Raw genomic sequence first — 13,564 nt, 5'->3', positions numbered from 1 at the left:
AAAATACTGATGCGATTATTAGAACGCAGAAAACAAATCTTTGATCCCATGTGGCTGACACCGTAAATACTGTGGTGCGATAGAGACTTTCCCACCCAGTTCTGCTGCTGCATGCCACGGCCATCTTGGGTCATACAACATGGCACGCGCCAGACCAATTGCATCGGCTTCTTGCGCTTCTAAAATATGTTCAGCCTGCTTGGCTTCTGTAATCAATCCCACTGCAATGACTGGAATTTGCACCGCTTGTTTCACTGCATGAGCAAAAGGTACTTGATATTTGGCCTTAATCTGAATGTCTTGCTCAACATGCAAGCCGCCACTTGAAACATGGATATAAGCCGCACCCAGTTGCTCCAATGCCTTGGATAGACCTACCGTTGAATCAATGTCCCAACTTTCTGTTGCGGTCGACTCCATCCAGTCAGTTGCAGATAAACGCACACCCACGGGATAGTTTTCAGGAACGGCTTGTTTAATGGCTTGGAACACCTCTAAGGTAAATCGAATGCGGTTTTCAAAGCTTCCGCCATATTCATCAGTCCGTCGGTTCGCAAGTGGTGACATAAACTGATGTAGCAAATAACCATGAGCTGCATGTAGCTCAATCAACTCAAAACCTGCATCTACTGCACGTACAGCGGCGCTAGAAAAGTCGTCAATGATGTCTTGCATCTCCGCCACACTCAAAGCATGGGGTGCATGCTCTTCAGGCTTAAAAGGCACATCACTGGCAGACACCGTTTGCCAGCCATGGAATTCATTCGGTTTGATCTGACCTTTTCCCGACCAAGGGCGATCGGTCGATGCTTTACGCCCTGCATGTGCCAGTTGAATGGCAAAAGGCATTGGAGAGAGTGTTTTGACTTTTTGAAGTAAGGCTTTCATTTGCGCACGTTGCAAATCATTCCACAGTCCTAAGTCCGCAAAACTAATCCGTCCTACCGCTTGTACAGCTGTCGCTTCAACAATACATAAGCCCGCACCTGACAAAGCATAATTGGCCCATTGTTGCTCATGCCAATAGCTCAGCTCACCCGCATCATTGGCTGAATATTGGCACATGGGCGCAATCACGATTTTATTTGTTAAGCTTAAATCCCCAAATTGAATGGGTTGAAATAATAATGGCATCACAGCTCTCCCTGTACTCACTATCATCTATAACAAATAAAATGCCTTACATTCAACGCTAAAAGTGCAAACCTACTGTCAGACCTTTGCACTTTTATTGCCATCGATTTAGAAAATAATGCGGCTGCCTAGCCCCAAAACCAAAGCATTATCCACCACATGGCTTGAACCTGAGTTGATCACATATTGGATGTTGGGACGCAGCATTAACCATGGCGTAGCGTTATAGCTATAGTTCAGTTCAATATTGTATTCCGCGCTTGCATCATACTGTGCCTTACCCGCAGTGAATCGCTCATTCAGGTGTACACGATTCACTCCCAAACCTAAAATATCCGTCGGATGCTGGTCAAATACGCCAATATATTTAAGCCCTACTTGTTGTGAGTTATCTACTTTATTGGTGATGCGATCATGCCATGTAAAGTTGGCAAAACCATGTAAACCTTGGCGCTCTGCACCCGTTGAAGTCAGTTGCTGTTCGATGGCAATCCAACCTGCAAACGTCCGATCTTCGCCAACCACCCCTTTGCCATAAGCCACATCATATTGATTGTTTGGGTCATCTGCTGTGTTATAGATCCCACCGACCCGATAGCTCCCCGCCAAACCATTGAACAGCGTCTTCGGTGTCCAAATCACTTCTACTGGAATAGTTACACCATCAGCATGTTCTGTGTCTAAGCTCCAACCTTGCCCTTCAGCTTTACCATTACCATTATCTGGATTGAATTCGTACACCCCTATTTGCGTTGCTACTTCAGGAATCACTTGGTACTTAATACGACCGCCCCATTGTGAAACTGGCGTATTCATCCAGATATTGCCCTGCCATTTTCCCATTTGCGCGGCACAAAAGGCATTACTGACAAAATCACACGCCATCACATCAAAATCAGCCCCCAAACCCAGTCGCCCAACTTTGACACTGAGCCCTTTTTCTTTAAAACGCTTTTCAATCGAAAGCTCTGACAAACGGCTGTCTTGGTTGCCACGGCCATAAGTGGCTTGTACATTGGCTAATTGCGGTGCAGAAGGATCCTGCAAATCGCGAATAGAGGTACTTTGTCCTTGACGCGCAGTCGCAACAAAACGAACAGTGACCCCTTCCCAGCCCGCTAGCTTCTCTAAATCAAATTGTGTGCCTAGCCAGAACTGTGAAGCGGTATTTGGACTTGCACCGGCATTATGACCGCCATCCGCCAAATAGTTGGTATCTGTTAAAGCATTGGCTTCAAACTTAATGCCTTTTTGCGCCAATTCAGTTCGTTTTCCCTCCCAGTCACCAAACAAATACTGGCCATGTACATCCAACATCTGCTCCGCATGACTCACTGTCGCCCAAGCACACATTGCTGTTGCAAATAAGGAGAAAGAAAACTGTCGCATAAAACCTAAGCCCCAAATTAAAATGAAGAATAATTCATTTTATTTAAATGAAAAATTTAATGAAAAGTACATAATTTTTAAACAAAGATCTCATCAAAATTTTTATCATTAAGTCAAAAAAAAGTTATCAATATCGCCTACAACTATAAACAGAAGATTGGATTTGGGTGATTCATGCCAGTTTTCACACGATTCGAGAACGCAATTTGAGGATGATTATTCCTGATCACAATACACAATCCCTCACTTTAGCTTGGTACAAATGCACTAAAGATAAGCCTCTCGTTGAAATCACTTGCAATCTTGCGTTTACACCGCAATATTAGCCTCAAGTTTTATCAGCTCATGTTGCCATGCCAGAATTACCAGAAGTTGAAACCACCAAAGCCAGTTTAACGCCGCTATTAGATCAACAAGTACATAGTATTGAAATTCGCCAGTCGAGCCTGCGCTGGCCGATTCCCACAGATCTCAACAAACTGGTAGGGCAGCGTTTAATTCAACTCAAACGACGCTCTAAATACATTTTGGCCGTTTTTGAACAAGACACTATGCTTTGGCATTTGGGCATGTCAGGGAGTTTCCGTATTTGTGAGGTGGGTGAAACCCTGCGTAAACACGATCATTTGATTATTCGTTTTGAAGATGTCGAGCTACGCTACCATGATCCGCGCCGCTTCGGCTGTATTTTATGGTTGGATGAATATTCGCAAACCAAGCTAATCGATACCCTTGGACCTGAACCACTGAGTGATGATTTTAACGCTGAATATTTAAGTCAAAAGTTGAAAAACAAACAGGTCGGCATAAAAGTTGCAATCATGGATAATCATGTGGTGGTTGGTGTCGGAAATATCTATGCCACAGAGAGTTTGTTTAATTTGGGCATACACCCTGCGCAAGTGGCGTCTAGTTTAACATTCAGCCAAATTGAGAAATTGGTGGTCGAGATTAAACGTATTTTGCAGCAGGCCATCGATTTAGGTGGTTCTACCCTGCGAGACTATTCCAATGCGATGGGTGAAAATGGCTACTTTCAACAAACCTTATTGGCTTATGGCCGAGCAGGAGAAATGTGTGTGAACTGCGAAACCACGCTTGAAAACATTAAACTGGGGCAGCGTGCTTCTGTGTTTTGTCCCGAATGCCAACCACTAAAAAAAGTGCAATCTAAGCCCAAAGCCACAGCTCGAGGAAAAACCAAATGAAAACTGCTATTGTTCGTCATATTTTGGTCAAAGACAAAGACCTCGCTGAACAACTGAAAAAGAAAATCCACGATGGCGCCGATTTCGCCAAAATTGCCAAGCAATATTCCACCTGTAACTCAGCTAAACGCGGTGGTGAACTGGGGGAAGTCAAAAAAGGCCAATTGGTGCCTGTAATTGATAAACTGGTTTTTAGTGCAGCTGAAAAAGTACTACATGGCCCCATAAAGAGCCAATTTGGTTTTCATTTATTAGAAATTAAATTCCGTATGGATTTTTAAAAGGAGGCGCAGTATGTGATGTGTTTAAGCCTAAACACATCGCGAACACTGTATTTGATTAAGCCTCTTTCATCTCATATGTCCAAGCATCAACGCGTTCGCCAGATTCCAACGTCCCTTGTACCCTCACCCGTTGATACTGCATCCCTTCAAATTCATCCAATGCATCCCAATGTTCGGCCAATTTTTCACTGCTAAAAAAATATCCTTCAACCGCTGCTGCTTGCGGATCTAAAACAATGGCGAATAAGCCTTTGTCGGGCCCCCAATCCAAAATATGTACCACACCATGCACATAACCTTTTTGCCATGTCCCACCTATACGCTCTAAAAGGTGGGCATTTTCATGATTCGGACGAAGTGTCCCATAGACAAATAATTGGTTCATTCAACATCACCACAGCTATTCAATCAGCGCGCATCATAAAACCAAAACTGTATAAAAACCAGTCTTTGCATAAGACACAGATATAAAAAACGGCACTTAATGTGCCGTTTTATTTTTACTTATTCGATTACTGACGTTTTTTCAATTCATCACGAATTTCACGTAGCAGCTCAATATCTTCTGGCGTTGCTGCTGGTGCTGGCGCTGCTTCTTCTTGTTTGCGGCGCATACGATTGATCATTTTCACCATTAAAAACACCACCCATGCCAAAATGATGAAATTAATTAAAATCGTAAGGAAGTTACCATAGGTCAGGACATTTACACCTGCTTTGGTTAACTCATCTAAAGACTGTAAATTGTTTGGGTTATCACCTAAAACAAAGAACTTTTGTGTGAAATCCACACCGCCACCGGTGATCACAGTAATCAATGGCATAATGATATCTTTCACTAATGAATCAACAATCTTACCAAATGCCCCACCAATAATCACACCGACAGCCAAGTCGATCATATTACCTTTTACCGCAAATTCGCGGAACTCTTGCATAATACTCATTTAAATCTCCAGTTATTTTTTGACTTTAATTTATGTGACGAAGTATACATTAATTTTATAGCTTCATTTCCACGTAATTTACTCGGAAATCATCTGCTTTTATATAATGGTTTGCTAATTTCAAACAAAAAATGCCATCAATTAATTGATGGCATTTTTAAATGTCGCTGCCCCGCATGGGGCAACATCATTTTTAAAACTTATTTACCAGAACGGTTACGTTTACGTTCGTTTTCAGTCAACCAGCGTTTACGGATACGGATTGACTTAGGTGTTACTTCAACTAATTCATCATCTTCAATGAATTCAAGCGCTTGTTCTAACGTGTATTCAACCGCAGGAACAAGAGTCAACGCATCATCAGTACCAGAAGCACGTACGTTAGTTAACTGTTTTGCTTTAGTTGGGTTAACTGTCATGTCATCTGAACGAGAGTTAATACCAATGATCATACCTTCGTAAACTTCTAACTGAGGTTTAGCAAATAGGCGACCACGGTCTTGCAATGTGAACAATGCATAGCCAAGGCAAGTACCTTGAACCATAGAAATCAACACACCATTTTGACGTTTCGCAACAGTACCTTGTTTCATTGGACCGTAGTGTGAGAAGCTTGAAGTCATGATTCCTGTACCAGAAGTCATAGTCAAGAATTCTGAACGGAAACCAATTAAGCCACGTGAAGGAACAGTTGCTTCAATACGGATACGGCCTTTACCGTCAACTTCCATATTTGTCATTTCGCCTTTACGATGACCCATTTGTTCCATTACAGAACCTTGGTGCTGTTCTTCAACGTCAAATGTTACGTTTTCGTATGGCTCTTGCTTTTCGCCATCAACTTCTTTCAAGATTACTTGTGGACGAGATACGCCCATTTCGAAGCCTTCACGACGCATGTTTTCAATAAGAACTGAAAGGTGAAGTTCACCACGACCAGATACTTTAAAGCTATCAGGGCTATCAGTATCTTCAACACGAAGTGCTACGTTATGAATCAATTCACGGTCAAGACGTTCACGGATATTACGTGAAGTAACAAATTTACCTTCTTTACCAGCAAACGGAGAGTTGTTTACTTGGAACGTCATGGTTACTGTAGGTTCATCTACAGACAAGGCTGGTAATGCTTCAACATTTTTCGGATCACAAATGGTGTCAGAAATATGAAGTTCATCAATACCTGTGATACATACGATATCGCCTGCTTGAGCAGATTCAACATCAACACGTTCTAAACCATGGTAACCCATGATTTTTAAGATACGACCGTTACGTGTCTTACCGTCTTTATCAATCACAGTTACTGGTGTGTTTAATTTTACAGAACCACGTTGAATACGGCCAACACCGATAACACCAACGAAGCTGTTATAGTCAAGTGATGAAATCTGCATTTGGAATGGACCATCAACATCAACTGCTGGTGGTTCAACAATGTCTACAATTGTTTGGAACAACGGCGTCATATCTTCCGCTAATTCTTCTGGAGATGGACCAGCAACACCACGAAGACCTGAAGCGTAAACAACTGGGAAGTCTAACTGTTCGTCAGAACCACCTAAGTTATCAAACAAATCAAATACTTGGTCAATAACCCAATCTGGACGTGCGCTTGGCTTGTCGACTTTGTTGATAATTACGATTGGCTTCAAACCACGTGCGAACGCTTTTTGCGTTACGAAACGAGTTTGTGGCATTGGGCCTTCTTGAGAGTCAACAAGAAGAAGTACACAGTCAACCATCGACATTACGCGTTCAACTTCACCACCGAAGTCCGCGTGTCCTGGGGTGTCGACGATGTTAATACGGTATTCTGTATTGGTACGTGCATCTAACCATTTGATTGCAGTGTTTTTTGCAAGAATAGTAATACCACGTTCACTTTCAATCGCGCCTGAATCCATGACACGCTCAATCTCGCCTGCACGATCGCCAAGTGCACCTGATTGCTGTAAAAGTTTGTCTACTAGAGTGGTTTTACCGTGGTCAACGTGCGCAATGATGGCAATGTTGCGGAGAGTTTTAATATCTGACATGTAAATTCGATACGCCTAAAGTTTGAGGGCAAATTATACAGAAAAATAATAGAATTTAGTAGTGACAGTTTATTGACAGACTCATTTTTTTTGATAAGTGGTGTGTAATTAATTTTGTAAAGCTGTGTAAAGCGATTAGAATAGCGCCACCTTGCTAACACCCTTTGACATATGTCTGATCAAAATCTCTCTCCCAATCAAACAGACCAACTCGATTTGGTCTATGGTTTAAACGACCGCCCTCGCCCAATCATTGCTTTTCTTGCTGCCTTTCAACATCTCCTTGCAATTATTGTCCCAATTGTTACTCCAGGCTTACTTATCTGCCTAGCGCTTGGTGTGTCGAAAGAAGACACCAACATGATTTTATCCATGTCTTTGGTCATCTCAGGGATTGCAACCTTTTTACAATGTAAAAAAGTTGGACCTTTTGGCGCTGGCTTATTGATTGTTCAGGGTACCAGTTTTAACTTTATTGGCCCGATTATTGGAATTGGCTCTGCCATGGTTGCTGCAGGTACTCCTGTAGAATCCGTCATGGCTGCCATTTTTGGTGTGGTAATCGCAGGTTCATTTATTGAAATGGGTGTTTCACGCATTCTGCCTTGGGTGAAAATGCTCATTACCCCATTGGTAACAGGCATCGTGGTGTTATTGATTGGTTTGACTCTTATTAAAGAAGGTCTGATCAGCATGGGTGGTGGCTATCAAGCCATGTCAAATAATACCTTTGCCAATGCCGACAATCTCATCATGTCGTGTACAGTATTGGCACTGATTATTATATTGAACCGCATTCGTATTACTTGGGTGAAAAGCTCGGCTATTTTAATCGCACTGATTGTCGGTTATGTGTTGGCAGGGTTTATGGGGCATCTCGACTTTTCAGGTCTTCAGGATGCACCTTTAATTCAAATTCCAACCCCAATGCACTTTGGACTCAGCTTCTCTTGGAGTTTGTTTATTCCAATGGCCTTCATCTATTTAGTGACGTCTTTAGAAGCAATTGGTGATATTACGGCAACCTCTAAACTCTCGAACCAGCCTGTGGATGGTGCTACATGGATGGAGCGTATTAAAGGTGGGGTCTTGGTGAATGGTGCAAACTCTTTCCTTGCAGGTATTTTCAACACCTTCCCTAGCTCGGTCTTTGCGCAAAACAATGGTGTAATTCAACTCACTGGCGTTGCGAGCCGTTATGTCGGCATTTGGATTGCTGCGTTATTGGTGATTCTAGGTTTACTCCCTGCTGTTGCAGGTGTGATTCAGGCGGTCCCTCAAGCTGTTTTAGGTGGTGCTGTGATGGTGATGTTTGGAGCTGTAGCAGCTTCTGGGATTAACATTCTGTCAGGTATTCATCTTGACCGCCGTGCACTACTGATTATTGCCATTTCATTGGCACTCGGCTTGGGTGTTGCACAAGTTCCACAAATTTTGGAACACTTACCTGAATTATTCCGTAACATCTTCAGTTCAGGTGTTGCTACAGGTGGTATTGCAGCCTTGTTATTAAATATTATTCTTCCTGAAACGAAGAAATAATTGTTCATTTCAGTATGCACTTTGCCCAGCACTGTCTGGGCATCGTTTTTACAATGGAGTATATAAAATGGATCCACGAAGTGAAGTTGTTCTTCGCCAGCAGGAATTTCTCTCTGGTTCAGTTTTACTGGTCAATGCACCGTGTGACGAATTAAATACACAGCTAATTGGTAGTGTAGAACCGCATTTTTGGACATGGAATTTTAACGAATTACAATATTTCCAAAACCAACAAAGTGATGTGCATTTTGGTACAGATTTGCCTGAAATTGCTTTTGATCAAGCCATCGTATTTGTTCCAAAGTCAAAAGAACTGCTCAATTATGTCCTACACCAGCTGGTCAGTCGTTTGGCAGTAGGCGCATCAATCTTTTTAGTTGGTGAAAAGAAAGGTGGTGTAGAGCGCGCGTCTAAACAGCTACAACCTTTTGGTAAAACCCTCAAGTTAGACAGCGCTCGACATTGTCAAATGTGGCAATTGGTCACCGAAAAAACCGTAACCGCAAAACCATTGGCTGATTGGGCACAACACTACACTGTTCCAACCCCAAAAGGTGAATTACAGATTTGCGCATTACCGGGTGTGTTTAGTCAAAACCGTCTAGATGTGGGTACAGCCGTGCTATTGCCTCACCTTTCACACGTCACTTCTGGAAAAATTGCAGACTTTGGCTGTGGTGCAGGTGTGATCAGCGCTTATTTAGCCAAGTTAAATCCGAAAAATCGCATTTTTGCGCTGGATGTCGATGCCTTTGCACTGGCTTCAACAAAAATGACTTTTGAGAAAAATAACCTTCTACCAGAACAACTTGAGATTAAAGCAGTACACGGAATTGAGGATGCACCACTATTCTTACACGCAATCGTCAGCAATCCCCCATTCCATCAAGGCATTCATACAGATTACAATGCCAGCGAAAATTTATGCAAAACATCCCGTCGCCATCTCAAATCGGATGGCGAGTTGTGGATTGTTGCCAACCGCTTTCTAAATTATCCATTATTAATTGAGCAAAGTTTTGGCCAATGTACAACCAAAGCCGATCAACAAGGCTTTAAAGTGCTGTTTGCCAGCACACAAAAGAAATCTTAAGGAACAATGATGAGCGAAACGACTCAACCAGCTCAACTCAAGCGAAAGCTTGGAGCTCGCCATCTGAATATGATCGCCATTGGTGGTTCAATTGGTACAGGTTTATTCCTTGCCTCAGGTGCAACCATTGCAAATGCTGGCCCTGGCGGGGCGTTATTGGCTTACTGCTTAATTGGTGTGATGATTTACTTTCTCATGACCAGTCTGGGTGAGTTGGCAACACATAACCCAACATCCGGTGCATTTTTCACCTATGGTACCAAGTATGTTGAAGGCGGTTTTGGTTTCGCCCTTGGCTGGAACTATTGGTATAACTGGGCCATTACGGTTGCATTTGAATTGGTTGCAGTCCAATTCATTATGAAATTCTGGTTTCCCGACCTACCCGGTTTCTACTGGAGTGCTCTCTTCCTGGCCGTTGTCTTTGGGATCAATGCACTGACAGTCAAAGGCTTTGGTGAAAGTGAATTCTTCTTCTCCTTGGTTAAAGTCCTTGCCATCATTGTGTTTATCATCATTGGTATTTTCATGATTGGTAAAATCATGATGACGCCAGGTGTCGCACCTTTTGCCAACTGGACTAAAGGTGAAGCACCCTTTGTTGGTGGCTTATCTGCACTGATTGGTGTGGCGATGATTGCAGGGTTCTCGTTTCAGGGTACCGAAATGGTTGGCGTTGCCGCTGGTGAGTCGAAAGATCCACAAAAGACTATTCCGATTGCTATCAAACAGATTTTTTGGCGCATTCTACTGTTTTATGTGGTGTGTATTTTCATTATCGGCACGCTCATTTCATATGATGATCCACTTCTGTTACAAGCAGCTTCATCAGAGAATATTGCACTCTCTCCATTTACCCTACTCTATGAAAAAGCAGGTTTTGCCTTTGCTGCCAGCGTAATGAATGCCGTGATTTTAACTGCGATTCTTTCGGCTGGTAACTCAGGGATGTATTCATCGACGCGAATGCTGTTCGATATGGCTCAAAATGGTAGTGCACCTAAAGTGTTTGCCAAATTAGACCCACGCGGCGTACCCATGAATGCACTTTATGCAACAACTGCAATTGCTGCACTCTGCTTCTTAACTACTTTCATTGGCGAAGAACAGGTCTTTAATTGGCTGCTCAACATGTCGGGCATGTGTGGCTTTATTGTTTGGTTAGGGATTGCTGTTTCACACTATCGTTTCCGTAAAGGCTATGTTACCCAAGGGCACAAGGTTGAAGACTTAGCTTATCGTGCAAAATTCTTCCCCTTTGCCCCTTGGTTTGCCTTTATCCTGTGTGCCATTGTTGTTTTAGGTCAAAACTACCAAGCGGTACTTGATGGCGAATGGCTCTCTGTTTTATCGACTTATATTGGTATTTTCTTATTCTTAGCGATTTGGCTAGGCTATAAATGGAAATACAAAACCAAACTGGTTTCTTACCAAGAAATGGATGTCAGTCCAATGAATCCTGATCGCGAATAAAATTCATTCATAATAAAAAACAGCCTTCGGGCTGTTTTTTACTATCTCCATTTCATTATTTACTCTTCCAACCAAATATAACCAATTAATAAATATAGTAAATTTTAATAAGACAGCTTATTGACTCCCGATACCTATCAACGTACAAACACTAAATATCAATCTATAAATAATATTTCTTTGACAAAAAAGCCTTACAATGCCAGGCAACTAGAAATATCTATCCATTCTAAAGTTAAGATTTTTATCGATGTCATCAAGCATGTGCAAATGGAAATCTTCTGTTCATTCTTCTTGGACTCATCTTCTAAAAATAAATATCTCTACCAATATCTTATATCCTATGCGTAAATGACCCTGACCACCCTAAGTCTTAACAGCTCTTGCACTGGGCTGAAGCTTATTTTTATCAACACGAGTTAACATAAATTGCATTATCTAAAGGCATAAAAAAACGACTCCGAAGAGTCGTTTTTTTAGTTAAAACTCAGATTATTGAGCTTGAACTGTACGGCTGCCAGAAATTGTCGCGAATACACGACGGTTCATAGCACGGCCTTCTTTAGTGTTGTTGTCAGCAATCGGTTGATCCCAAGCGAAACCTTGAGTAGACAAACGAGCTGGATCAACGTTGTATTCGTTTACTAGAGACGATTTAACAGAGTTAGCACGAGCTAAAGATAAACGTTCGTTCAATGCACGTGGACCAGTGTTGTCTGTGTGACCTTCGATGCGAGCAGTAGCGTTTGGATATTCAACTAACTTCTCAGCAACTTTAGCGATTTCTGGCTTGTATTGGTCTTTGATATTTGATTTGTTTGTATCAAAGAACACACGAAGTTCCATGTTAAGGTCTTCAGTTAACTCTTGTGGTTCAACTGGAGCAACTGGCTCAACTGGAGCAACTTCTACTACTGGAGCAGCAGGTTTCAAGTGACCACCAAGAACTACGTTAAGACCAGCAAGCGCTGTGTAGTTCCAGAAGTCTTCATCGATGTTGTAAGTAGCACGAGCTTCAGTACGTAGAGACAAAGCATCATTCAAGCGCCAGAAAGCACCAAAACCTGCATTACCTAAAGTACCTTCATCATCTTTAAGACCAACATCACCTAAGTCATATTTGTAATGACCAGCACCTAAAAGTACGTATGGCTTAATTTTGCTATCATAGTTTTTAGTGATCAAATCAGAGGTAGCATAGAAGTTACCGTTAATTTGAGTTTGTTTGTATTCTGAGTTAGCAAAAGCCGAATCAATATCACCCTTAACTTGGTTATATTCAGCTTCAAAACCTAACCATGGAGTAAGTTCAACACCAAGTGCTGCGCCAACGAATAAATCGTCTTGTAGCTCAGGACCAGAAGTTAAATGGTCAACACCGTTGTTGTGCTGACTGTCTTGCCAAGTGTAACCAAGCATTAATGGAGTAACAGTTACGCCCGCGTTTGCAGCAGCTAAAGGAGCAGCTACGAGCATTGCTAATGCAATACGACTCATTTTCATGGATTTATCCTCCAGAGATAACAATTGTTTTTCAAGCTTAAGCTTATTTAACCATCCTGAGATAGGCTTTTTTATACCCCAGTTTTATTTTTAAGCTATTCGCAATGAATCATACAAACACTTTATTTTTTTTCCAAGTGCTTGATAACTTTAATCAAGTAAATTATTGACAAAATTACTTACAATTTCCGTTGTAATTCGGTAATTTTTTACTCAATTTTTACTTGCGAATAGCTTATTTTCACTTGTCATACATTTTAACAGCTTTTTAAACAAGTTGAGTACTACTAATTATGTATAAAATTTGTTTGATAAACAAAGCTTTAATAAATAAAAAATAGCGCCATAACAATAAAACCGGATAACCATATGTTTTTTATAAATAAAAAAGGGTTCACTTTATTTGAACTTATGATCACTATTAGCATTATTATAATCATTTGTACAGTAGCTCTTCCTCATTTTCATCAGTATATGGCAGCACAAGAGCGAACCAAGACACTGAATACACTAAGGAATAATATTCATGCAGCCAAAAACATAGCCAACTTACAACGACAAAATATCACCATTTGCCCAAGTCAAGACCTCCTTCACTGCCAAAATGATCAGTGGAACATGGGCTTTATTGTATTTATCGATAATAATAAAAACCGACGAATAGATATAAATGAAACAATTATTCGGACAGAACAGCAGCAGCTCAAATATGGCAATCTTGATTGGCGTGGCGCGCTCAATCTTCCATCCTTGAGCTTTAAAGCTGAAAATGGCCTCCCCCTTGGTTCAAATGGAACTTTCTATTATTGCTCTATGCAAAGTCAGGATCACTTTAAATTGGTCATGAGCAAAATGGGGCAGACCAGAGCTGAACCCCTCAATGCCTGTAACTAGACCCATGAGTCCATAATCACGTTTTCAGCTTTTCTCTCGAGTAAATTTGCATATACTG

General features: G+C 41.6%; 12 protein-coding genes. 6 read left to right on the top strand and 6 right to left on the bottom strand.

Annotated features, from left to right (window positions below; genetic code table 11):
- Positions 1-18: 18 nt before the first annotated feature.
- Entirely contained in the window at positions 19-1,134 is a 1,116-nt protein-coding gene (locus CDG62_RS06010; protein ID WP_087528282.1) for an NADH:flavin oxidoreductase/NADH oxidase, read from the bottom strand.
- A gap of 108 nt (positions 1,135-1,242) precedes the next feature.
- Positions 1,243-2,523, bottom strand: coding sequence for a carbohydrate porin (locus CDG62_RS06005; RefSeq protein ID WP_087528281.1), 1,281 nt, complete (start codon positions 2,521-2,523; stop codon positions 1,243-1,245).
- A gap of 353 nt (positions 2,524-2,876) precedes the next feature.
- Between CDG62_RS06005 and mutM the strand changes: the two genes are divergently transcribed.
- Positions 2,877-3,731, top strand: coding sequence for a bifunctional DNA-formamidopyrimidine glycosylase/DNA-(apurinic or apyrimidinic site) lyase (mutM, locus tag CDG62_RS06000; protein ID WP_087528280.1), 855 nt, complete (start codon positions 2,877-2,879; stop codon positions 3,729-3,731).
- Positions 3,728-4,012, top strand: coding sequence for a peptidylprolyl isomerase (locus CDG62_RS05995; protein WP_004695176.1), 285 nt, complete (start codon positions 3,728-3,730; stop codon positions 4,010-4,012). The genes mutM and CDG62_RS05995 overlap by 4 nt, the downstream gene beginning before the upstream one ends.
- A gap of 58 nt (positions 4,013-4,070) precedes the next feature.
- Here CDG62_RS05995 and CDG62_RS05990 read toward each other — a convergent pair whose 3' ends face one another.
- The 3 genes from CDG62_RS05990 to typA form a co-directional block, all read right to left on the bottom strand.
- On the bottom strand, positions 4,071-4,400 hold the full coding sequence (locus tag CDG62_RS05990) for a gamma-glutamylcyclotransferase family protein (protein WP_087528279.1): 330 nt from the start codon (positions 4,398-4,400) through the stop codon (positions 4,071-4,073).
- Positions 4,401-4,527: 127 nt separating this feature from the next.
- The gene (gene mscL / locus CDG62_RS05985; protein ID WP_087528278.1) at positions 4,528-4,962 is read right to left on the bottom strand and encodes a large conductance mechanosensitive channel protein MscL; all 435 of its coding nucleotides are present in this window, start codon (positions 4,960-4,962) and stop codon (positions 4,528-4,530) included.
- Positions 4,963-5,162: 200 nt separating this feature from the next.
- Positions 5,163-7,001: a translational GTPase TypA gene (typA, locus tag CDG62_RS05980; RefSeq protein WP_087528277.1), complete on the bottom strand. Its 1,839-nt coding sequence runs from the start codon at positions 6,999-7,001 to the stop codon at positions 5,163-5,165.
- A gap of 171 nt (positions 7,002-7,172) precedes the next feature.
- Here typA and CDG62_RS05975 point away from each other — a divergent pair, with 171 nt between their 5' ends.
- The 3 genes from CDG62_RS05975 to CDG62_RS05965 all read left to right on the top strand — a co-directional run bounded on the left by CDG62_RS05975 (position 7,173) and on the right by CDG62_RS05965 (position 11,109).
- Positions 7,173-8,543, top strand: coding sequence for a uracil-xanthine permease family protein (locus CDG62_RS05975; protein WP_087528276.1), 1,371 nt, complete (start codon positions 7,173-7,175; stop codon positions 8,541-8,543).
- 67 nt (positions 8,544-8,610) lie between these two features.
- Positions 8,611-9,636: a class I SAM-dependent methyltransferase gene (locus tag CDG62_RS05970; protein WP_087528275.1), complete on the top strand. Its 1,026-nt coding sequence runs from the start codon at positions 8,611-8,613 to the stop codon at positions 9,634-9,636.
- A gap of 9 nt (positions 9,637-9,645) precedes the next feature.
- Positions 9,646-11,109, top strand: coding sequence for an amino acid permease (locus tag CDG62_RS05965; RefSeq protein WP_087528274.1), 1,464 nt, complete (start codon positions 9,646-9,648; stop codon positions 11,107-11,109).
- 492 nt (positions 11,110-11,601) lie between these two features.
- On the opposite strand, the gene omp38 is transcribed toward CDG62_RS05965, so the two are convergent.
- On the bottom strand, positions 11,602-12,612 hold the full coding sequence (gene omp38 / locus CDG62_RS05960; RefSeq protein WP_087528273.1) for an outer membrane protein Omp38: 1,011 nt from the start codon (positions 12,610-12,612) through the stop codon (positions 11,602-11,604).
- A gap of 369 nt (positions 12,613-12,981) precedes the next feature.
- On the opposite strand from omp38, the gene CDG62_RS05955 reads away from it, so the two are divergent.
- Entirely contained in the window at positions 12,982-13,506 is a 525-nt protein-coding gene (locus tag CDG62_RS05955) for a GspH/FimT family pseudopilin (RefSeq protein WP_087528272.1), read from the top strand.
- Positions 13,507-13,564 lie beyond the last annotated feature (58 nt).

Origin of the sequence: Acinetobacter sp. WCHA55, from assembly GCF_002165305.2 — a bacterium.
Lineage (GTDB): Bacteria > Pseudomonadota > Gammaproteobacteria > Pseudomonadales > Moraxellaceae > Acinetobacter.
Note: the sequence above shows the minus strand (reverse complement) of the source record. Positions and strands in the feature narration are given on the sequence as shown.